The organism is Catalinimonas locisalis, assembly GCF_038039535.1.
In the GTDB taxonomy this organism is placed as follows: domain Bacteria; phylum Bacteroidota; class Bacteroidia; order Cytophagales; family Cyclobacteriaceae; genus Catalinimonas.
The window spans coordinates 22675-44939 of the sequence record NZ_JBBPHP010000026.1 but is presented as its reverse complement, the minus strand read 5'-3'; the positions used below and the strand labels follow the sequence as shown (position 1 = coordinate 44939).

Annotated in this window: 18 protein-coding genes and 1 pseudogene; 6 read left to right on the top strand and 13 right to left on the bottom strand. The window is 38.3% G+C overall.

Going from position 1 to position 22265, the window contains the following annotated elements:
* Nucleotides 1–6: 6 nt before the first annotated feature.
* The 3 genes from WJR50_RS23390 (at nucleotide 7) to WJR50_RS23380 (ending at nucleotide 1947) form a co-directional block, all read left to right on the top strand.
* Nucleotides 7–405 (top strand): DUF1987 domain-containing protein, encoded by a 399-nt coding sequence (locus WJR50_RS23390; RefSeq protein WP_341295720.1) that lies wholly within the window; start codon nucleotides 7–9, stop codon nucleotides 403–405.
* Entirely contained in the window at nucleotides 389–805 is a 417-nt protein-coding gene (locus tag WJR50_RS23385) for a hypothetical protein (RefSeq protein ID WP_341295719.1), read from the top strand. The genes WJR50_RS23390 and WJR50_RS23385 overlap by 17 nt, the downstream gene beginning before the upstream one ends.
* Before the next feature lie 464 nt (nucleotides 806–1269).
* On the top strand, nucleotides 1270–1947 hold the full coding sequence (locus WJR50_RS23380; RefSeq protein WP_341295718.1) for an HTTM domain-containing protein: 678 nt from the start codon (nucleotides 1270–1272) through the stop codon (nucleotides 1945–1947).
* Here WJR50_RS23380 and WJR50_RS23375 read toward each other — a convergent pair.
* From WJR50_RS23375 to WJR50_RS23330, 10 genes are all read right to left on the bottom strand, one after another.
* Nucleotides 1857–3140: a hypothetical protein gene (locus tag WJR50_RS23375; protein WP_341295717.1), complete on the bottom strand. Its 1284-nt coding sequence runs from the start codon at nucleotides 3138–3140 to the stop codon at nucleotides 1857–1859. The genes WJR50_RS23380 and WJR50_RS23375 overlap by 91 nt on opposite strands.
* A 10-nt stretch (nucleotides 3141–3150) precedes the next feature.
* On the bottom strand, nucleotides 3151–4428 hold the full coding sequence (locus WJR50_RS23370; RefSeq protein WP_341295716.1) for a DUF2851 family protein: 1278 nt from the start codon (nucleotides 4426–4428) through the stop codon (nucleotides 3151–3153).
* A gap of 142 nt (nucleotides 4429–4570) precedes the next feature.
* Nucleotides 4571–5224: a response regulator transcription factor gene (locus WJR50_RS23365; RefSeq protein ID WP_341295715.1), complete on the bottom strand. Its 654-nt coding sequence runs from the start codon at nucleotides 5222–5224 to the stop codon at nucleotides 4571–4573.
* A 203-nt stretch (nucleotides 5225–5427) separates the two neighbouring features.
* Nucleotides 5428–6240, bottom strand: a complete 813-nt coding sequence (locus tag WJR50_RS23360; RefSeq protein ID WP_341295714.1) for a hypothetical protein — start codon at nucleotides 6238–6240, stop codon at nucleotides 5428–5430.
* 43 nt (nucleotides 6241–6283) lie between these two features.
* On the bottom strand, nucleotides 6284–6676 hold the full coding sequence (locus tag WJR50_RS23355; protein ID WP_341295713.1) for an ExbD/TolR family protein: 393 nt from the start codon (nucleotides 6674–6676) through the stop codon (nucleotides 6284–6286).
* An 11-nt stretch (nucleotides 6677–6687) separates the two neighbouring features.
* Nucleotides 6688–7377 (bottom strand): MotA/TolQ/ExbB proton channel family protein, encoded by a 690-nt coding sequence (locus WJR50_RS23350; protein WP_341295712.1) that lies wholly within the window; start codon nucleotides 7375–7377, stop codon nucleotides 6688–6690.
* A 1-nt stretch (nucleotide 7378) separates the two neighbouring features.
* Nucleotides 7379–8023: an SPOR domain-containing protein gene (locus WJR50_RS23345; RefSeq protein ID WP_341295711.1), complete on the bottom strand. Its 645-nt coding sequence runs from the start codon at nucleotides 8021–8023 to the stop codon at nucleotides 7379–7381.
* A 126-nt stretch (nucleotides 8024–8149) separates the two neighbouring features.
* On the bottom strand, nucleotides 8150–9853 hold the full coding sequence (locus WJR50_RS23340) for a TonB-dependent receptor (protein ID WP_341295710.1): 1704 nt from the start codon (nucleotides 9851–9853) through the stop codon (nucleotides 8150–8152).
* Nucleotides 9854–9998: 145 nt separating this feature from the next.
* Nucleotides 9999–10373 carry a co-chaperone GroES gene (locus WJR50_RS23335; protein WP_341295758.1) on the bottom strand — a complete coding sequence of 125 codons (375 nt, stop codon included), beginning with the start codon at nucleotides 10371–10373 and terminating at the stop codon, nucleotides 9999–10001.
* A 132-nt stretch (nucleotides 10374–10505) separates the two neighbouring features.
* Nucleotides 10506–11675: a baeRF7 domain-containing protein gene (locus tag WJR50_RS23330; RefSeq protein WP_341295709.1), complete on the bottom strand. Its 1170-nt coding sequence runs from the start codon at nucleotides 11673–11675 to the stop codon at nucleotides 10506–10508.
* A 275-nt stretch (nucleotides 11676–11950) separates the two neighbouring features.
* Between WJR50_RS23330 and WJR50_RS23325 the strand changes: the two genes are divergently transcribed.
* Both WJR50_RS23325 and WJR50_RS23320 read left to right on the top strand, forming a co-directional pair.
* Nucleotides 11951–13045, top strand: a complete 1095-nt coding sequence (locus WJR50_RS23325; RefSeq protein ID WP_341295708.1) for a complex I subunit 1/NuoH family protein — start codon at nucleotides 11951–11953, stop codon at nucleotides 13043–13045.
* A gap of 10 nt (nucleotides 13046–13055) precedes the next feature.
* Complete coding sequence (locus WJR50_RS23320) at nucleotides 13056–13892, top strand: DMT family transporter (protein WP_341295707.1); 837 nt, start codon at nucleotides 13056–13058, stop codon at nucleotides 13890–13892.
* A gap of 18 nt (nucleotides 13893–13910) precedes the next feature.
* Here the strand turns inward: WJR50_RS23320 and mtaB are convergent.
* Nucleotides 13911–15240 (bottom strand): annotated as a pseudogene (gene mtaB, locus WJR50_RS23315) (tRNA (N(6)-L-threonylcarbamoyladenosine(37)-C(2))-methylthiotransferase MtaB).
* Between the two features lie 566 nt (nucleotides 15241–15806).
* Between mtaB and WJR50_RS23310 the strand changes: the two are divergent.
* On the top strand, nucleotides 15807–16817 hold the full coding sequence (locus WJR50_RS23310) for a glutamine synthetase beta-grasp domain-containing protein (protein ID WP_341295706.1): 1011 nt from the start codon (nucleotides 15807–15809) through the stop codon (nucleotides 16815–16817).
* 117 nt (nucleotides 16818–16934) lie between these two features.
* Here WJR50_RS23310 and glgB read toward each other — a convergent pair whose 3' ends face one another.
* Complete coding sequence (gene glgB / locus WJR50_RS23305; protein ID WP_341295705.1) at nucleotides 16935–18851, bottom strand: 1,4-alpha-glucan branching protein GlgB; 1917 nt, start codon at nucleotides 18849–18851, stop codon at nucleotides 16935–16937.
* A gap of 40 nt (nucleotides 18852–18891) precedes the next feature.
* Nucleotides 18892–22254: a maltose alpha-D-glucosyltransferase gene (gene treS / locus WJR50_RS23300; RefSeq protein WP_341295704.1), complete on the bottom strand. Its 3363-nt coding sequence runs from the start codon at nucleotides 22252–22254 to the stop codon at nucleotides 18892–18894.
* Nucleotides 22255–22265: the final 11 nt, after the last annotated feature.

Here is a 22265-nt window from a genome sequence, read left to right as displayed (position 1 = left end):
AGTAAATTGAAAACTATATTTTTGGATTATATGGAGCCATTACAATTAGAAGCAACAGATAAAAGCCCGGAAGTTAGACTAGATTCAAAAGAAGGAAAAATCCTTATTCATGGAATTTCAGATCAGGAAGATGCACTAGGATTTTATTTTCCTGTAATTCAATGGATGGATGCTTACATTAAAAACCCTCCTTCTCACACTGAAGCTGTTTTTGAATTTAAATATTACAATACTGCATCAGCAAAGTCAATTTATGAGGTACTGAAGAGATTAGCGGAAATTCATAAAAGTGGTAATACTATAGAAACCAAGTGGTTTTATCCGAAAGGTGACGATCACCTGCTAAGTGAAATTGAGAACTTTAGCGATATTGCTCACTTGCCAATACATGCCATTGAAAAATAATGACAACACATTCCAAAGACTTCTGAAATTTCGTTATGCTCTGAGCATAGTTATTCTTTTTGGTCTGTTTTTTCCTTTCATCATGCAGCAAACTTTTTATCCTTTTTTTCGCTTTGGCATGTTTGCTGAACCGGTAAAAAGAGATATTCAAACCGAATATTTTTTGCTGTTGGGAATTCATGAAAATGGTTTTGTTGACAAAAATGTAGGAGATTTAGCTGGTATTGATCAAAGCAAGCTCAATTATCTTCTCAGAAACTACTATTATCGTAAAGAAACTGATCACTTTACCAAGCAATTCTTCGAGTTGCTTCCAGCTACTAACACTATTGATACTATCTTTGTAGTAAGAAAACTTCTTAATGATAGTAGTGTGATTGCCCGCTATCCCCAATTGTGAAACAGGCCCAAAAATATTCTTTTTCTTTTCTACTTCTTTTGCTTCTCCTCATTACTGGGGTCTACTTTTTTTACTTCAGAGAGCTTATAATTCGAGCTTATGAAGGGGATGCTCCCTATTGGTTCAACTATTTGATACATAATCTATACCCTAGATTTGAAGTTGAAAAGCAAAGATTTGAACTATCGTTCTTTTTGTACAAGACTGACCAAATTCTGATAAGAACAATTCTGATTGCTATCTGTCTAACTCTCTTATTCTGGATTAAAAGTCCTATTAAGTTAGTCCGAAAGAACTCCGTATACATTACTGTACCTCATTCTAAATTATTAATCTTCATTTTTTACTGCGGCCTGCTGTATTTTACCTGGAACTGGGTTTATGCATTTGATGATATAGTCATCCTTGCTCCATTTTATAAGGCTGTGCTACTATATCAGATTTTCCACTTACCCATACTTTCATTGAATATTTATTATGCACTTTATGCTCTTTACATATCAAGTATTCTCATTATCCTTGTTGGCTCCAAAAGAGTAATCTGGCCCGCTTTAGTAGCGATTCTGTCCATACTTTTTCAAGGTTACTTTAATTCGTTTGAAAAGATAGAACATGGACAGGTCACCCTTACATATGTTGCGCTACTGATGCCTTTCTTTTTCTATGAACTAAACGTAACATCCCAGCAGATTAATCAAGAGAAAAGCAAAATACAGTCCTGGACATTATTTCTTATTCAATTTACAATTGCTGGCGTTTATCTGTTATCTGGCCTTGAAAAGCTGCTTACCAGTGGTTTTCAATGGGCTACTGCGGAAACATTTCGCACTTATATCGCCCTGCATGAACAGCCCTGGGGAATCATGATAGCTAAAAATGATTTTCTGGCTCAGTTATTCCCAATGCTTGCCTTAGTTTTTCAGCTTACATTCATATTGATACTATTTTTCCCCCGATGGAAATACGTATTTCTAAGCATGGGGGTATTCTTTCATTTAGGTACCAAGATACTAATGGACATTGGTCCCTACTTTTCTTCTTGGTTCTTTGTTTATATCTTCTTTTTAGACTGGGATATGCTGCTAAAAAAAGGACTTTCGTTTATACAAAGAAGAGATATCAGCAACCAAAACGGTGCATAGGCTACCTTGTATCGGCTTAAACTACCAAAATTTGGGGACGCCAGGCTGATCAATCCTGCAAGCAAGATCACGTAAATTATACAAGCCACCACCATCTCAGGATTTGATATTTTTTTGAGGCTAAAGAGTGAAATCAAAGCTAGTATACTCAAGCTGAGAAGCACAAAGTTTTCAATACCAGCCAGCCAGAAAAGCAGACCGCTACCTTCAAAAGGTAAAGGTCTGAACAATCCGCTGTAAACGGCTTTAGGAAATTGAGCTAAAAAGCTGGTAAAATTGGGACTTAATCCTTCAAAAATGATGTACTTCCCCTCATCAGAGGCTGTTACACTAAGATCGTGATTTTTCACAATGGCTTTTAAAATTGCGTCGGGGTTTAAATTGGGGTGACTAAACATAAATATTAGGAAAAGACCGGAGGCAATCAGAATTAACATAAGCCAGGTAAGTTTCCATTGAATATGAGTAAGATTCGCCTGATAGTGTTTCATGTTTTGGATAATGAATAATACCAGCAATATGGGTAGCAAAATGGCAGCATAGTAGTACTTAAGCATCCATAATGCCCATGAAAAAAGTACTACCGCCAAACTAAAAAAGGTGTTTTTTTTCCAGCCATACCTTTTTTTATGGTAACTAAGCAATGCTCCACTTAAAAAATATATTAACGAAAGGGCTATTGCTTCTTTTAATAAACCAGAACTCCAAAATACTACTGAAGGGTAGAACAGGATTGATACATACACAATTGCTTCATTTCCTTTAAGGAAGTCTATTAACTTTACAACAAACCACCAACTGAAGAAGAAATTGATAAGAGAAAAGCTAAGGGTAATCAGCCAGTAGTTTTTCAGTGAGAACAGACTAACTACACTTGCTATTTTTGAGAAAAATAATGCCCGGCTTTGGTCAGCAAATCTCAGTCCTTCAACCAATTCCTGGTCAAAAAGAAATAAGCTATACTTGTAGGGATTCTGTAAACAAAGGTCGGTTAGGAAAACTGCATCATCATAATAAGCAAGCATATCTCCTTCCTGATAGTAGAGTGAGTACAACATGCCCACACACAAGCCTATAAACACTTTAAACATAAGACTTACTACATAAATCCTTTTCCGGCTGGCTCTGCGATAGAAGTACTTAAAAATAAAATAATAAGCCAGAGATTGTAATGCGAAAAGTAGAGCAAGCAATTTTTAGGGCTTAAGTAACGATTAATCCATGATTTTTCATAACTGCACATCCAACACTACAGCTAAGGCATTTTTTTAGTTTACAATAATAATGATACTGCTCTAATACTCCCTGAGATTCCAGTGCTGAGTTTATTTTAAATCCCTGTTTGAGAAAAAGCTTGGTAGTTTTGTTGCTTTCTGATGAAATTAACTCTAACAACTGAATACTAAATTCCTGATGTTTCTCATCACTATGATGTAATCCGAATGCATATCTAAAGGGAACGATAGCATTGATGATGATACTCTCAATACTTGACTTTCCCAGCGTGGGAAACTTTGAAAACTTCCAGTTTAGACTACTCAATTTCAGGTTTGCTTCCTGAAATACTTTCCAGATAACTTCCAACTGATTTTCATATACCAAAAGATCTAACAAATTGATTTTTTGGAATAGTAATGCGCTAAGTTGTATCATACGAACTTCGGGAAAATTAGCTGGTCTCAGCCGGGATTTACGAAATTCAATTCCATTCATACCAAACTTCTGTATTTGATACTTATTGAACAGGTAGTCGGTATTTTTCCTGATATCAGCAGGTAAAGCGTAGTTAACTGTGATACCTGAGACTGCCAACATATAAGCCAAGAGATTTTCAAATGAATAGCTTTCTTTGCGGATATGTTGATATTTCGCTTTGCTTCCGAGCGTTGCAAAAGCTTCTGCATTAACTTTAAATCCGAAAGCCTGACAGGTCATCTGTAGCGCCATCTGATTCCAGTCCTTGTCATTTGAAGCCCAGCTTTGTAAAATTTCCTTAGCTTTTCTTTCTACCCTTTGTAATGCTGATCGTTGAAGTACCGAGAGCCTGACCAAATCAGATACCTGACTCAGTTGTTGGGCACACGCTAGTTCAGCATTTTGATTTGCTGATAGAAGGGTTTGATATTTTTGAATGAGCAAAGGACTAACCAAAGGTTGTAGCAGCAGCATGGGTATTTTAGAACCATCATTGTGGGTTATTTCACTCTTCCCCTCCCATACTACATGTAGTATTACATTTTCATAACTATTGTCCTCATGATGATGATGGTATTTCCAGTCCTTAGAAGATAGGTGTATTTCAACTGAACCGAACCACAAAAGTTCTCCAATTTTAACCTGAGCTTGATGAAAATCCGGGCCTGAGTTATCATTTATTATTCCCGGTCGGATGATATTTAGTGGCTCACCCTCTGTAGTTCTCAGATTTTTTTTATCAAATAGTTGAAACTGCCAAATGTATTGAAGTAGATCTTCCTTCATTAAACCTAATTTATTCTATACTAGGTATTTAAGCGAAAAACTTCAGCACAATTTTATGAAAAAATGAGACAGGTAAGATCAGGAGTATGATTGAGAATTAAGTAGGGCTCTTTTACCCTACCATATCCATAAAAGTGTAGCACTACCACTTATTCACATTGTCCAGATAGAGTTTAACCAACTCCACAGTATTGTTCACTTTACATTTCTGCAGCATATTTGCCCGATGATTTGAGACGGTGCGCTCACTTAGAAATAGCTTTTCGGCAATCTGTTTAGAGTTATACCCTTCAATTAACAGTAACAATACTTCTTTTTCTCTCTTTGACAATACGTTAAGAGGATTCTGATTATCCGCATCCTTCTGCTTACGGTTCTTAAACCCTTTCACGATAATCTGAGTAATAGGCTGACTATAATACTCATCACCCTCCGCCAACGTTTGTATAGCCTTTACCAACTCATCTTTTTCAGCATTTTTAGTCAAATATCCTGAAATGTTACTATTAAGCGCCTTATAAACATAATCAGGAGATTCGTGCATTGTAAATATTAGAATCTTGGTTGGGAGCCCTTTCTTTTTTATATCCGTAGAAATATCAAAGATTGACTTTCCGGGCATGGTGATGTCAGAAACTAATACATCAGGTTGTTCTGTTTCAACCAACTTATAAGCTTCTTCTCCATCTGAAGCAATCCCTACTAAATCTAAAAAATCATATTCGGAAAGAATTGAGGATGTACCCTCGGTGAGTATCGCATGGTCATCTGCCAGAACTACTTTATATTTATTCATTCGGTAGTAATAATTGTTATTGAAAAAAAGCTAATTGTATATTAATCCAAAATTAATCGGTAAAGATTATAAAATAATCTTGGGTATAACATACTAAATCGTGGTAAAAAAGCTTCATTTAATATAATGAAAAATACTTAGATCAGTAAAATGAAAGCTGTAAAAAAATAACTGATAATGAGTAACAACTTATATTTAAAAAATCATTTTGACTTAATTAAAAAAGTGATCTTACCTGTTGACATGGGTGCGGGTCTCACGTTATCAGCAGTTCGACTAAATGTTACTCTTTCAATTGCTTCCTGATATAATCTTTCAATTTCAGGGCTTACTGTTTTTTCTAAGGTCTTAACCCCTATCACCTCACCCTGATCATCTATCGTTATCTGAAAAACAATTTTACCGTTTTCGTTGGATGAATCATCAGGTTTTGGAATATAATCCCAATTCCATCCTTCCATTTGTAAGGAAGCTCCCTGACTTGATCCTTTTGCACCGTAAATGGCTCGTGCATCAATTTCGCCAGTCTCTTTGCCCTTATCCCCTTCCTTTTTCTCATCATTCCCTTCATTAGAAGCAGCTGTTTGCTGTGCCTGTTCTTTGGCAGGCTGTTTAGGAACATCAGCCGCTTCTTTTGTTTCAGTAACTACTTCAGTAGTTGTTTCAGGTACTTTTTCTATTACATCAGGACTAGGTTCTGGCTGCGTCACAGTCTCAGCAGGTCTTATTTCCTCTACAACTTCTGCAGGTTCAGTTTCCACAACTTCTTCTACTACAGACTCCTGTATTTCTTCCTGTTCTACTTCTTGTACAACTGCTGCGGGTTTAGGCTGGGGTGATTGTCCCGAACCAGTATTGTCCAAACCAAAATTGAGTTCAATACCATATTCTGGAATTGGAGGATCAGGTTCACGCCAGGCGAGCATAAAGAAAAAGAGTAGAAACACCACTGCATGAACAGAAAGAGTTACTATCAGTCCTATTTTTTGATTTTTCTTTTCTTTATTAGCTGCCATGATATTTTCTTTCCCGGATAACAGTTACCCTATTAGAATAATTCTATTCAGGTATAGTAGCTACAGACACTTTTGCGTTAAGTGAGCTTGCTATTCCCGCAACTCTAACCAAATGCTCTACCGGCACTGTCTTATCAACATTAAGTACTACTACACCCTGCTCACTCTGTGACAGACTACCTGCTAAGGCAGACTCCAACTGAGCAGAGGGAACTAACTTATCATTAATGTAAAACCGTATATCAGGGGTAATTGTTACGCTAACTTTCTGCATAACAATGTTAGAAGATTTGCTGGAGGGAAGATTGACTGGCAAACCTGAAGGCGTAACGAAAGAGGAAGTCAACATAAAAAATATTAGCAGCAAAAATATGATGTCTGCAATGGAAGAAAAATTGAAAGAAGTTTCAATTTTATGTTTAGAGTCAAGATTCATAGGCTAAATAATTATCTGGGTTCCTGCAAAAGATCAATGAAGTCTATAGAGGTATATTCCATTTTGTGCACCACCTTGCTAACCTGGGATACCAGATAATTATATCCTAGATAAGCGATAATACCCACTGCCAAGCCTGTTGCAGTTGTAATCATGGCTTCGTATATACCTGTAGATAGTAATCTTGGACTAACATTACCCTCTTCCTGAGCTATGGCTATAAAAGCCTGGATCATCCCCGTAACAGTTCCTAAAAATCCTATCATGGGAGCAGCACCGCTAATTGTCGCTAAAAGATTGAGGTTTTTTTCTAAACGGTAAAGCTCAATTTTACCTACGTTTTCTATTGAAGCTTCAATCGTTTTGAGGGGACTTCCAATCCTGCTGATACCTTTCTCTATCATTCTTGCAATAGGTGTATCAGTTTGTGAACAGATCAATCTTGCCGAATTAATGTCTCCACTTGAAACCAGGTTCTTAATTTTATCAGTGAACTGCTCTGGTACTTTAGAAGCTTTTTTGATCGTCAGTACTCTCTCTACAAAAATGTACACTGCAAGAATGGACAATAATATAAGTGGGACCATTACATACCCACCTTTTAACAATAAATCCCAAACGGTCACTGCTTCAGTACCAGCATTACTAAGGGTATCAACAGTAGCCGTGTCTAATTCAGTCTGAATTTGAAGTAAAAACATATTAATATTTAAGAACCCAGGTGTTATCGCCATATTTATCTCTAAACTGCTGCACTTGCTGCATAGCTTCATTGAAATCAGTAAAATCAGCTACTGCAACACGATGCATGAGTGGAGCTCTATCGGTGGGTGATAATAATTTTACCCCAATACCTTGCTCCATCATCTGATTCGCATAGTCAAGAGCTAGATCTTCATCTACAAAACTACCGATTACGATGAATGAACGACCAGTAGGTTCAGAAATTGTTGAAATGTCACTATAAGGTGCGAGGAGATTTGTTTCAACAACCGGTTCCGGTTCAGGCTCCGGCTCGTTTTCAACTATAGGCTCTGGTTCAGGCTCTATATATGTAGTAGTAGGGGCTGGCTCTTCACCAAACCAACCACTCACCTGTGCCATACCATCAAAAAGGAATAGATAGACAACCACGCCAATAATAAGTACCAGACTTATGATGCCGAAAACTATCAAGCCTGTTGGCTTTGAGCCTTCCTCTTTATCACCTTCCTGATAATAATTATTTTGTTCAAAGGCGGGGGAATACTCGTCCTCTCTTTGTAAAGGACTGTACTCTACTTCTGGTAAACCAAAATCATCTTGATCTTCCTGATTGTAAGACTGTCTTTCATTGTCTTCCATCATGCAAAATTACTTTGTGATATAATTTATATCTGCGAGTTAGTGCAGTATTTTCAAAATCACACGCTAAATATTGAAAATTAATTACGTAGGTATATTAAGATTGAATTCATAACAGGTAATTATAGATTAAAAACTGTATGTAACTCCAGCCATAATCATAATTCCTCTAGAAGGATAATTTAAGTATCTCTCGTAGTTTTGGGCAAATATATTTTTTAATTGTAAAAAAGTAGAAAATCTTGGGGAAAATAAATAATCTGCTTTGAAGCTCAAATCAGCAATTGTACCCAAATCTTTTTCGGTTCCTGATGCCAGATTTATGCCCCTCAGCCCTCCTAATACTAATAATTCAGCATTAAGCAACAATTTATCATAAACGTTATATGAGCTGAGTAAACTCATTTTTACATTAGGCCGATGCCATGGTTCTTCCAGTCTTCCCATGCTATAGGCGTAATAATCTCCTCTTAATGTAGTACGAAAACGATCCTGACTATTGACATTTAATTCCGCGTAAAGGTTGAAAACAAAGACATCCCCTGTATCATAAAGAATATCAAATTTGGTAGAATCGGATGCACTATTCGCAAAAAAATACAGGTTTTTGTAATTATTTGCTGAAAAACCGGCATTAAATCCCAGTAAACTACTCGCTCTCCCTGCCAAGCCACCTCCGAAACTAAAGTTTCTGTTGGTATTTGCCAGCGGCACATTAGGTTTTACCCAGGGGTTTTCATTCGTAAAGTCTAACAAAGATTTTCTTTCAATGTCACCGGAAAGCGATGCATATAGCTTTAGTGAGTTTGTAAGATGATACTGAGCCTCCGCATATGGGTATACGTGTAATTTGTCTGCATTAACAATTGTATCATTTTCATATACAAAATTAACTCCCGCTTTAACTTCAAGTCCCTCCTGTGGTTCGGTACTTGTTTGATATTTAAAGTATGGCTTAAACCTGAATAGGTTTCTGTTGATACTAGTAGGATCATTGGGGAAAATATCGGCAACATCTTCACGATTCATAATCCAAAAATCACTTTGAATCGCAAATGTTAGCGGTTCAGCGATATCCAAACTGGTAAACAGATTGATCCCAAACTGATTTTCAGAAGCCTGGTATGCATCCCCAAGGTGTTTGTAATTGAGCTTTAGACGGTAATCAAAAGCTGCATCCACTTCACTTCTTTCGATACCCCCAGAGAGAGAAATTGTGTTAAATATTTGCTTTATGGAGTCTCGGCTTAATTCCAGCCCAGGCATATAACCATAGAAATGATAGCGCTCACGTTGATAAGAGGCGTCACCAAATAGTGTATGTCCACCGGCAAAATATTTTCCATTTAAGGAAAGTTTGGTATCGCTGTTACCTGAATTACTTCCATCCACAGGTCCCTGCCTTGAAGATAAATGCCTGAAATGAACTCCATAACTATAATCTTCACTTCTGGCACTATTGGCATATACTTCCAGATATGGACTGAGATAATTTCCAAACCCAGCCTTTACATAATTTGGGTAGAGCTTGGAAAGTGGTGGTTCTTTTACTTTCAACACCCTTATGGAAGGGGTCATAGGTTGAAGTTTAGGCAAAACTTCAACGAATTGATAATTGATATCAATGGTTGATTCCTGTACAGGCAGAGGAGGTACTCTTTCAAATTTTCGGTTTGCGCGTGGTAATTCTATCTCTCTGCTTTTTTCAATGACAACCTCTGCTTCTTCAATTTCACCTTCTTCTTCCCAATTTGGGTCTTGTTGAGCGTATAAGTCAAAAGTGCAGCATAAACCGGCGAATAAAAAAATTAGTGTAAAGAAGTTTTTTATCATTGAATTCATAATGTGTTGCGATCCGCTAATCTAACGGTCATAGTTACTAAAACGTATGCAGAGTGGCAAGAAGCAGCAAAACAAAAAAGGTATTTCTTGCATCAAAACGATGAAAGAAATACCCTAAATATATAATTAGCGATTTTTATAGATCTTCTTCTCTTTCAAGCATCAGAATTGAAGCCTGAGGAACGATATAATATTTTTCATCTCCGTACATGACTTCAAAAGCACCCTTTTGTAAAAAGATAGCCATATCACCTTCTTTAGCCTGCAAGGGTATATATTTTATCTGTTCTTCACGCTCTTTCCAAGGCTCATCTTCTTCAGCGGGCAATGGAATGGGATAGCCTGGCCCAGTTTTCATCACATAACCATACTGCACTTTTTCCTGCTCATGTACACCAGGAGGAAGGTATAACCCACTCTTGGTTTTATCAGAAGCCTTCTTGGGCTTGATTAAAATCCTATCGCCGACAATGATTAGTTTTTTCAGCTTATTTTCGGTTGTCAATTCCATCATAATTTTGCTTGGTACTCATTGAGCAAGAAATCTCAATTTCTATGCCTTCAATTTTTCACTGCCAATATGACATAAAAATGCGAAGAGCATTTGCCCCTCGCATTTCTACTTTTTAACCATAAAATTATTTTACCAGCGAAAAACAGCTGCCATTTCAGCATTATCAACACTTTCGGGCAAATTTTCTTTTTCAACAAAATAAGTATGACCACCATTAAGCACCGTCTCTACGGCAGCTTTACTTACAAGGTCCTGCACATTGGCATCATTTTCCTCACGAAGTTTTACAGAGTTATCTTCACTGTTGATATAACCCCATTTGTGGGTACCTTTCAGAATAAAGAGTGTGTCAATACGTCCATCTACAGCTGCTGGAGCAATATCATCTATTTGATAAGATGTTTTACCAGTACCTGCCAGCTCCTGATATTTTTCTTGCAACTGTTTTCTTATGTTTTCTTGTTTTGGATTGAAGATCTCTACACTTTTCTGGTGCACATCTCCTGCTTTGGCTTCATCGTAATTACCAACCAGTCCCTGCTCAGTAAATTTGAGTGACTTGCTGGCATTCTTAAATATAGGATGTAGATAATCTACACAAGCTAAGACAACAGGTATGTCCTTATTTTTTAAGACTGAATCAAGTGAGTCTTCCAGATGGCGAAAATACTCTTTTACGTAAGCTTCATTTAGTCCACCTTCGCCTCCTTGTCCATGATAAATGGGGTCTTTACCACCACCGAGCATTGAGCCTGAATGTTGTTGCAGACTTTTTTCAAAGTCATAATAACTTAATGCGTTCTCAGCTCCCTGTGGAAGTGTATCCGGAAGATTTACTTCATGAATATCATGAAGTGATGCCTCAAAAAGTCTAACTTTTCCCAGGCTGGCAGCCAACACATAATAATGTTCACCTTGCTGGTAAGCAGGAACCAATTGTTCCAGGTGAAATGAGCTGCTCAACAGGCTAAATTCATTTACAGTGTAGGGTAGCCTGAAGTATTCAAAGAAATCGTCAGCCAAGAAAACAGCTAATCCATGGGATTGATGATGCCAAAATTCAGTATCATCTATCAGTTTTGAGAGCGGTGATAAATATTTGATAGCCTCATTTTCAGGCACATCTTTATCATTTTTCAATTGATTTTTAATATTTTGTATGTGATTCTTCAGAAGTCTGGCATCCTGCAATTCATTAACTTCTTTCCCTTTCTTGTGGGTGGGGATATATATACTTACACAATTTGTGCTTTGAAAATCAGATAATTGTTGAAGTTTATCTTTACTCACAGTTTCCATATTAAAAAATTTATTTGATGCTACTAAAAATGTATACTTAAATAACCGATTTGATTACGTGGTTGTTTGAATAAATACAACTAATCCTAATAATATCAGACCTATTAAATAAAGTACACAATATATTAAAATACCTTTTTTAATAATTATATCTACCAAATAACCCATTAGCCGACCCTCCGATCAAGAGACATCTTAATTAGTGATGATAAAAATTTATTTAGAAGAGAACTATCGTTGGATAAGGCTATAAAGCATATTATTTTGCGCCAACGATGGAAACATTTCTGATTTTTTTACCCCTTATACTCACTTATACAGTTTTTGCAGTATACGCAGAGCGTAAAATTTCCGCTTTCATACAGGACAGGTATGGTCCTATGGAGGTTGGCTATCATGGTTTGTTACAGACAGTAGCCGACTTACTGAAGCTGCTCCAAAAAGAAGACATCAAGCCAAAAGCAGCGGATAAAAAGCTTTTTAAGATGGCACCAGCAATAATTTTTGTCGCTATTTTTTCGGGCTTTGCTGTCATTCCACTTACCCCTACCCTCAGCGGGTCTATTGCTGATGTTGGTGTCTTTTACCTATTGGCTATTGTATCCCTGGATGTCATTGGAATACTTATGGCAGGTTGGGGTTCTAACAGTAAGTTTTCTCTTTTTGGAGCTATCAGGTCGGTTGCACAGATTATCTCTTATGAAATACCCTTAGGTCTTAGTGTCTTATGTGTGGTGATGATTTCTCAAACACTCAGCCTACAGGAGATTTCTTTCCAACAAGGGATTTGGTGGAGTACTATAAGTGATCAACCTAATTACTTGTTCGGAATTCGCGCCTGGGATATTGAAATCACAGCAATAGGCGGTATTCTTACCTGGAACATTTTCAGAGTTCCTATTCTATTTTTTGCTTTTATTATATTCTTAATTGCCTCTCTGGCAGAAGCCAACCGAGCTCCCTTTGACCTACCGGAATCAGAATCAGAGCTGGTAGGAGGATATCATACCGAATATTCCGGGTTTCGCTGGGCACTTATTATGTTATCAGAATATGGAATGATGCTACTTGTCAGCTTATTGGCTTCCATCCTATTTCTGGGGAGTTGGAACACGCCCCTACCCAATATTGGGAGTGTCAAGCTGGCTGAGTGGACTAGCGGTACCCCCGGAAGCTGGGCAGCTCATATTTGGGGAGCTTTCTGGCTAATTTCAAAAGCAATTACCTTGGTATTATTTCAGATGTGGGTACGATGGACGTACCCAAGATTAAGGGTAGATCAGTTGATGGTACTCTGCTGGAAATATCTTATTCCTGCCACTCTTATATTAGTTCTGCTCAGTGGAGTCTGGCGTTTGATGATGATATAAGCTCAGTTGGATGAAGATCAATCCTTACCTGGAAGTAATACTTGCAGTCTGTATTATGGGCTCTTCTGGAGTGTTTATCAAATTCCTGAATCTCCCCCCCGTTAGTTTATCTTTTTTCAGAATGGCAATACCTTCCGCCCTGTTGTTTATCTATTTTTCATCGCAGGGGGTAAGTTTATTCAGAGGGTCGTATCGTCTTATGATGATAGGTTCTGTCATGAATGCGGCCCGTATTTTTCTTTTCATTACCAGTTATACCTATACAAACATTTCAAATGCGGTAATTATACTTTATACATGGCCGGTTTTTGCCACGATTTTCAGCATGATTTTTTTAGGAGAAAAAGTATCACGGCGCAATCAAATTTTACTTTTGCTCCCAATTGCAGGTATAGTAATTATGTTTATTAACCAACCTTTTTCTGTTGAAAATGAAGACTTTTTAGGTATGTGTGCCATGCTTATATCGGCAATTATCTATTCCTTGACCATCATCATATTCAAAAAAGAATCGCATAAGTACAGCGGATACGAAACTGTCTTTTTTCAAAACCTCGCCGGAGGATTTATTTTTCTGCCTTTCTTTTTGCTCAGTGATGTAAGCTTCAGTCTGAGTCAGGCTTTGCTGATACCTACTTTTGGCATTGTGATAGGCATTGGCGCATTTGGTCTTTTCTTTTCCGCACTTAAAAAAATCAAGGCTTCCACAGTATCTTTTCTCACCTACCTTGAAGTGCTTATTGCAAGCATGTATGGGGTGCTTATATTTGACGAAAAACTGACTTGGAATATCATTGCCGGAGGCTGCCTTATCATTATTGCTACACTTCTACTAAAGAAAAACTAATCCATCATTGGTAGACAATTAATGCGTTTCATAAATCATCTCAGGTTCTTCCACTTCCATTAATCCGGTATCGTTGATCTGTGTTAACTTCACCGACTTAAGTTCATTAATGAGCAATGGATCGTATTTGGCAGTAACCCGCACATAATTTTCGGTAAAGCCATGCATTTGTCCATTTTCAACATCTTCTTCAAAAAGAACCGTGGCTTCCTTACCAATATTTTCCTCATAGAATTTTCTCTTTTTCTTTTCCGAAAGAATTCTGAGCATTTTTGATCTGCGGCTTCGTTCTTTTTTAGGAACTATATCTTTCATATCCGTAGCCGGTGTATTGGCTCTTTCTGAATAAGTAAATACATGCAGGTAAGAGACAGGCAGTTCATTGAGAAACTGATAGGTCTCCAGAAAGTCAGCTTCAGTTTCACCGGGAAAGCCCACAATTACATCAACTCCAATGCAGCAATGAGGCATCAGTTGTTTGATCTTTTCCACTCTGTCCACATAGAGTTCACGAAGATAACGTCGGCGCATAAGCCGCAAAATCTTATTTGAGCCTGACTGTAAGGGAATGTGAAAATGAGGAACGAACCTTTTAGATCGGGAAACAAACTCAATGATGTCATTACTTAACAAGTTGGGTTCAATAGAAGAAATCCTCATTCTTTCAATACCCCTATACTTCATCCAAGGCTTTTACCAGATCAAAGAAACGTTCTTCTCGCCTTCCATTCACAATACCAAAATCGCCAATATTGACGCCAGTCAATACTACCTCTTTCACATCGGTCTTAGCGATTTCATAAGCCGTATCCAGGATATTAACTATTTTATCACTTCTGCTATTTCCTCTGGCTAAAGGTATGGTGCAAAATGTACAGTGGTAATTACAACCATCCTGTACCTTCAAGAACGTACGCGTGCGGTCATGAATGGAGAAAGCATGCTGGTAAGTATTGGCCTCATGAACTTCAGAAGCTAATACTTTAACTTCTTCAGTACGCCTGAATCCGTCCAGCAAGTCAAGAAGCCTAAACTTTTCAGCTGCGCCTAAGACTGCATCAACTCCAGGAATCTCGGCAATTTCTTTAGGTTTTAATTGTGCATAACAGCCTAAAATGCAGATATAGGCGTCAGGTGAGATACTACGCGCTTCGCGCACCACCTTTCTACACTTTTTATCGGCATTGTCAGTAACTGAGCAAGTGTTTATGATATAAATATCTGCTTTCTCGTGAAACTCTACTTTTTGATAGCCGCGCTTCTCAAACATTCGGCCAATGGTAGAGGTCTCGGAAAAGTTGAGCTTACAACCTAAAGTATAAAATGCTACTGAACGTCCTTTATTCATCATTCGGCAAATTTAGTCAAATTGAAGAAAGCTTAAAAACTTAGCTTCTTAAACTAAAGTTTCACCGGTCATCTGCTCATTTATCATCAGCATTTATAATTATTAGTACAGATTTAGAGAAGGGTAATGGTAAACATAATGATGTTGATAAGTAGCGCAAAAAAAAGAGCAGCACTAGCTTTAAATTTGGTATATAATTGAGTTTTCATGACAATTCAGTTTTTTTATTCCTTAGACACTGGCATAAAAAGATGGTTTAATGGAAATGAAATTTTTTTGCTCCTCAAGTGATTTACAGCTCTCCCTGTAATTAAATCCATACGTAATAAAAATTAATAATTTATACGTAAAATTTTATTTATTTCGTTTTTTCAAATTTTCATAAAATATTATTTTGTGGTATTTATTATTGAAAAAGCAATACAGAATAATGTTTTGTGAAAATTCTAAAATAATCAGCTTGAATTTTAACAATACGCATAATATACTTGTAGATTTATTGAAACTTATTAAAAAATATTATATTCGTGACTAATATTATCAATCTACTGTAAATTATATTAGAAATGACAAAATCAAAGCTTGAGTACATTTGGCTTGACGGTTATGAGCCAACACAAGAACTGAGAAGTAAATCAAAAATTGTCAAGGAATTTGACGGCACGTTGGAGAGTTGCCCTATCTGGTCATTTGATGGTAGTTCTACCATGCAAGCCGAAGGCGGTTCTTCAGATTGTTTACTTAAGCCAGTAGCACTATACCCTGATCCTGATAGAATAAATGGATGGTTGGTGATGACTGAGGTATTAAGTCCGGATGGTTCTCCACACCCTTCTAATGGCAGAGCGCAGATTGATGATGATGATGAGGATTTCTGGTTTGGATTTGAGCAGGAGTATTTCATTATGGATACCAAGACTGACTTACCTTTAGGATTCCCCAGAGGTGGTTTTCCCGGCCCTCAAGGGCAATATTATTGCTCAGTAGGCGGCCGATATACCTGGGGAAGAGAATTAGTAGAGGAGCATTTGGATATGTGTCTGGAAGCCGGCCTTAACATTGAAGGTATTAACCAGGAAGTAGCACCAGGACAATGGGAATTTCAAAATTTTGCAAAAGGTGCTAAGAAAGCTGGTGACGAAATCTGGGTTGCTCGCTATCTTCTGAACAGACTTACTGAAAAATACGGTTTTTATATTGAATTACACCCTAAGCCTGTAAGTGGTGACTGGAACGGTTCAGGTATGCATGCCAATTTCTCTAACAGCATCATGAGAAATGCAGGTAATAAAGAGACTTATGATAAGATATGTGAAGCTTTCAGACCAACACGAGAAGCACATATTGAAGTATATGGTGCGCACAACGAAAAGCGTTTGACTGGAAAGCATGAAACGCAGTCCATCCACCAGTTCTCTTACGGTATCTCAGATCGTGGAGCTTCCATCCGTATTCCTATTGCCACTGTAGAAAGTGGTTGGAAAGGTTATCTGGAAGACAGAAGACCTGCTTCTAACGCTGATCCTTACAAAGTTGCAGGTAGAATTATTAAAACTGTGAAAAGCGCAACTTTATAATTTTCAAATAGTATCAATATCATAAAAGCTGTTCATTAAGAACAGCTTTTTTTATTTTGGTACACATATTTTTTATTCAAATAGGCTATAGATAAACCCTCTTTGTAATTTGACATATCAATTGTTGTCTTCGTACTTCAGAAATACAGCCCCCAAAGGTGGTAAAGTCAGGTTTACTGATCTCTCTCTGCCATGCATTGGTATCGGTAAAGTTTCTAATGACCCAGTATTCAATACACCGCTACCATGAAATTGTACATCATCGGTATTGAAGACTTCCTTCATATAACCTTTGTTGGGTACTCCTATACGATAGTTTTCTCTAACAATAGGAGTAAAGTTGATGACAACATATATATTATTTTGTTGTTGATGACCTTTTCTCACAAAGCTTATCACAGAGTTTTGCCAGTCGTTGATATCTATCCACTCAAACCCCTCTGGCTGGAACTGATACTCATAAAGTGCGGGCTCTGTACGGTAGAAGTCGTTCAAATTCTTCACCATCCACTGTAAGGAACCATGAGGAGAGTACTGGTTCAAATGCCAGTCCAGGCTACTGTCGTGTTTCCATTCCTGGGTTTGACCAAACTCACCACCCATAAACAGTAGCTTGGTACCAGGGTGAGCATACATGTAGGCATAAAGAGCACGTAAATTGGCAAACTTCTGCCACTCGTCACCTGGCATTTTGTCAATAAGAGGTCCCTTACCGTGTACTACTTCATCATGTGAAAGCGGTAACATAAAGTTTTCTGTAAAGGCATACATAAGACTAAATGTAATTTCTCCCTGATGGTGAGCACGATAAATTGGCTCTTTGGACATATAATCCAGGGTGTCATGCATCCAGCCCATCATCCATTTCATTTCAAAACCTAAACCACCAATCTGGGTAGGTCTGGACACCATAGGCCAGGCGGTTGACTCTTCTGCGATGGTATGTACATCAGGAAATTCTTCGTCTACGGCATTATTAAAATCTCGTAAAAAGTTAATGGCTTCAATATTTTCTCTTCCTCCAAACTGATTGGGAATCCATTCCCCTTCTTTACGGGAGTAATCCAGATAAAGCATGGATGCAACCGCATCTACTCTCAATCCATCGGTATGATATTCTTTGAGCCAGTATAGCGCACTACTCAACAGAAACGATCTAACCTCATTTCTTCCGTAATTAAAAATATAGCTATTCCAGTCAGGATGATATCCCTGACGAGGGTCCTGATGCTCAAAGAGATGAGTACCATCAAAATAATGAAGACCATGTAAATCATTAGGAAAGTGAGATGGAACCCAGTCCAGTATCACGCCTATTCCTTCCTCGTGTAAGCGATCTACCAGATATTTAAAATCCTGAGGTGAGCCGTAGCGACTACTGGGAGCAAAATATCCGGTACACTGATATCCCCACGAACCATAAAAAGGATGCTCCATGATCGGCAAAAACTCCACATGGGTATAACCCATCCACTTCAGGTATCCAGGGAGATCTTCTGCCAGGTCACGATAGCTTAAAAACTCCTTACCATCATCTCCTTTACGTTTCCATGATCCGATATGAACTTCATATACAGCCATTGGCTGATCTTCGCCTACTTTCTTTTTTCTTTCTTCCAGCCATTTTCCATCGTTCCATTGGTAGTCTCTATCCCAAACAATAGAGGCTGTCAGAGGTGATACTTCCCAGTGAATAGCAAAAGGATCACCTTTCTCCGCCTCGTGTCCATTGTTATGAGAGCGTATGAAATATTTATAACGAGTTCCTTTACCAATGTTCGGTATAAAAATTTCCCATATTCCCGAGTTATCCCAGCGGGAAGCCATAGGATTCGCTTCTCTGTTCCATTCATTAAAATCTCCAACTACCGATACTCTCTCGGCATTGGGTGCCCAAACGGCGAAATATGTGCCGTCCACTCCGTCCTTATTCATCATGTGAGAACCGAGTTTATCATACAGAGTGTAATGTTTACCTTCATTAAAAAGGTAAATATCAAATTCTGTCAGGCGTGTAAGATGAGAAGATTCCATAAAAAATATTTTAATCTAATTCTGTTAAAATGAAAATTGCTTAGTCAGTTTGCTTTGCACTTTTCTTAGCCTCATCTTCAAGGTATTTTTTCATAATATATTTGATACCTTTCATAGGAATGATGGCCCAGCTTGGCCGGTTATTTAATTCATAACCTAATTCGTAAACTGCTTTTTCAAGAAGAAAAGTCTGTAAAAGTATATCCAGGTCTTCCTGGTTATCAGGTAAAAAGTTGCTTCCCTTACACCGTTCAATATAAGCTTTCATGAAAATACCACTCATGTAGTGATACCACTGCTCTGCCCAGTCATCCAAGTACTCAGCCTCACCCTTCGTAAAAGCTTCAGTTCTGAACAATCCATTATAAGCAGCATAATGATAAGAACGTATCATGCCTGCAACATCTCTAAGAGGAGATCGCTTCAACCTTCTTTCACTATAGGCACGTGCCGGTTCACCTTCAAAATCAAGAATGATAAAATCTCTACCAGTGAAAAGTACCTGCCCCAGATGATAATCTCCGTGGGTCCGTATCTTCATAGTATTGATTTTATGCGAATAAATCTGCTGCATGCACTTAAGAATATCTTTTCGCATTGCCTTGATCTCTTCAGCTTCTTTGCGTACAGGTTCATCAAGTTTCTTCAGTGTCTTATCCAAAACCTGGAAAGTACCGCGAACTGATGACTGAAGTGATGAAAAGACGGATCTTTGATAATGAAGAGAAAATGCTTCTGGTTTAAAATCCTTAAGATCAGAGGCTTCCAATGACAAATGCATCTCTGCAGTTCTGAGACCTAATAGTGCGGACCTCTCGGTTGCGGCACCACCCATAAACTGTCTGATTTTTTCTGGTATCTTATCATATCCAACCGGATTGACCAATGTACCCTTCATGGCAGGAGCATTCTTCTGTTCGCTCTGTTCTATTAACACGCGTTCAAAATACCTCCGCACTACATCACCCATATAAGTCCAGGCATCTCCCTGATTATCAACCAACTCTTGCATCATACCCAAGACCATGTTGTCTTGCTTATTGATGTCAAGTTCTAAAGCCCCAACATAGCGAGGCACATTCATAAACCTGGCCTTTTCAGTGAGGAAGCGAGTGATTTCAACGTCAGGATTCATCGCAGCATCCAGCTTACGATAGAGCTTAAAGAAATAGTCTTTTTCGTAAATAATAGAAGTATTGCTCTGCTCAGCACTCAATACTTTGGAGTTGACATCCTTGTTCTTCTCTTTCCAGAGCTTGATGGCAGATTTATCAGCACTTCCAATCAAGCTTGAGCCATTCTCCTTACCTTTCTTTTTCTTGACCATGATCTGGAAAAGCATCTGACGAAAAGCTTCATTATATACTGCATCATATAAATAACCTTTCTGTCCGTCTACCTGTATAGGAGCGATCAAGCCTTGAGAAAAATTACTTCGCATAAATCCACTGAACTCATCAGCAATGAATGAAATAGGCAACTGGTAATACTCATTTAAGCCTTCGTTATAACTAATTTCTATGATCAGGAAGGCTGCCACTGAATTGTCCAGCGGAACATTTGCATGATGTTTAATACTGATGTTCTGGATAACTCGTGCCTTACCACCAAACCAGCGACACTTCACAAGATAGTCAGGTAATATGCTTTCTATGGAGGCCAGTGTTTTGGGTTTCAAAATATCTGCCCAGCTGTTAATGCTAGCCACTAATTTATCCTGAACACCATCACCAGTAGATTCCATCAGTTGTGGTTTCTTAAGCAGGAACCACTCATAACCATGAGGTGCTAATGTAAATAAATAGGGGTTTTCACCAACTCTGGGAAACTTATTACGACTGAAAATTTCAATAGGAATATGATCTTTAAATTCAGCAAGATCAAGTTCTACCGGTTGAGAAAAACGCGAAAGATTAGCTAATACCAGTATCGTTTCATCATCATAAGTTCTGGTAAAAGCCAGTACTTTAGCATTTTCAGCGGAAAGAAACTCTATATCTCCCCTACTGAAAGCCTTATGCTTTTTCCGCATGCTGATATGGCGCTTCATCCACCACAGTAAAGAATTGGAATTCTTCTGCTGCGTCTCCACATTCACCGCCTCGTATTGATACTCAGGATCAAGAATAACAGGCAAATACAATTTTTGTGGATTGGTTTCTGAAAATCCTGCATTACGATCAGGACTCCACTGCATGGGCGTGCGTACGCCGTCTCTATCACCCAGATAATAATTATCTCCCATGCCTATCTCATCTCCGTAGTAAATTACGGGTGTACCGGGAAGCGATAAAAGCAAATGATTCATCAGCTCAATCTTCTTCCGGTCATTATCTAAGAGCGGGGCAAGTCTATGACGAATACCTAAATTGATTTTGGCAAGAGGGTCTTTAGTATATACCTTATACATATAATCCCTCTCTTCATCGGTTACCATCTCCAGGGTAAGCTCATCGTGATTACGGAGAAACATAGCCCATTGACAGGTTTCAGGAATCTCAGGCGTCTGATCCAGAATGTCCGTGATAGGATAACGGTCCTCCATTCTCACCGCCATAAACATTCGGGGCATGATAGGGAAGTGATAGTTCATCTGACATTCGTCACCATTACCAAAGTAAGAGGCTGAATCTTCGGGCCACATATTGGCTTCAGCAAGAAGTAATGTACCTGGTTTCTTTTTATCAACGTGCTTGCGCAGCTTCTTCAAAAATACATGGGTCTCCGGCAGGTTTTCACAATTGGTTCCGTCACGTTCAAACAGATAGGGCACAGCATCCAACCTAAACCCATCCACACCCATATCAACCCAAAAATCCAATACTTTAAAAATTTCTTCTACTACAGCAGGATTGTCATAGTTGAGGTCAGGCTGATGATAAAAAAAGCGGTGCCAGTAATAGGCTTGTGCTACAGGGTCCCAGGTCCAGTTGGAGGCTTCATAATCTTGGAAAATGATTCTTACATCACTGTATTTTTCGGTATTATCGCTCCATACATAGAAGTCCCTTTCCACTGAACCGGGCTTTGCTTTCCGGGCTCTTTGAAACCAGGGATGCTGGTCCGATGTGTGGTTGATTACTAACTCGGTAATGACGCGCAGGCCTCTTTTCTTAGCCTGTTTCATGAATTTTTTAAAATCCTGGATACTGCCGTAATTAGGGTTGATATTATAATAATCCATAATATCATAACCATCGTCCCTGAGGGGTGAAGGATAGAATGGCAAAAGCCAGATGGTAGTTACTCCCAGATCTTGCAAGTAATCCAGCTTTTCCAGTAAGCCTTTAAAATCACCTATTCCATCTCCATTGTTATCCTTGAAAGCTTTGATGTGCAGTTCGTAAATGACAGCGTCCTTATACCAATGTAGGTTGTCATCCAGTTGAATCGTTTTGGCCATATTTATTGTGT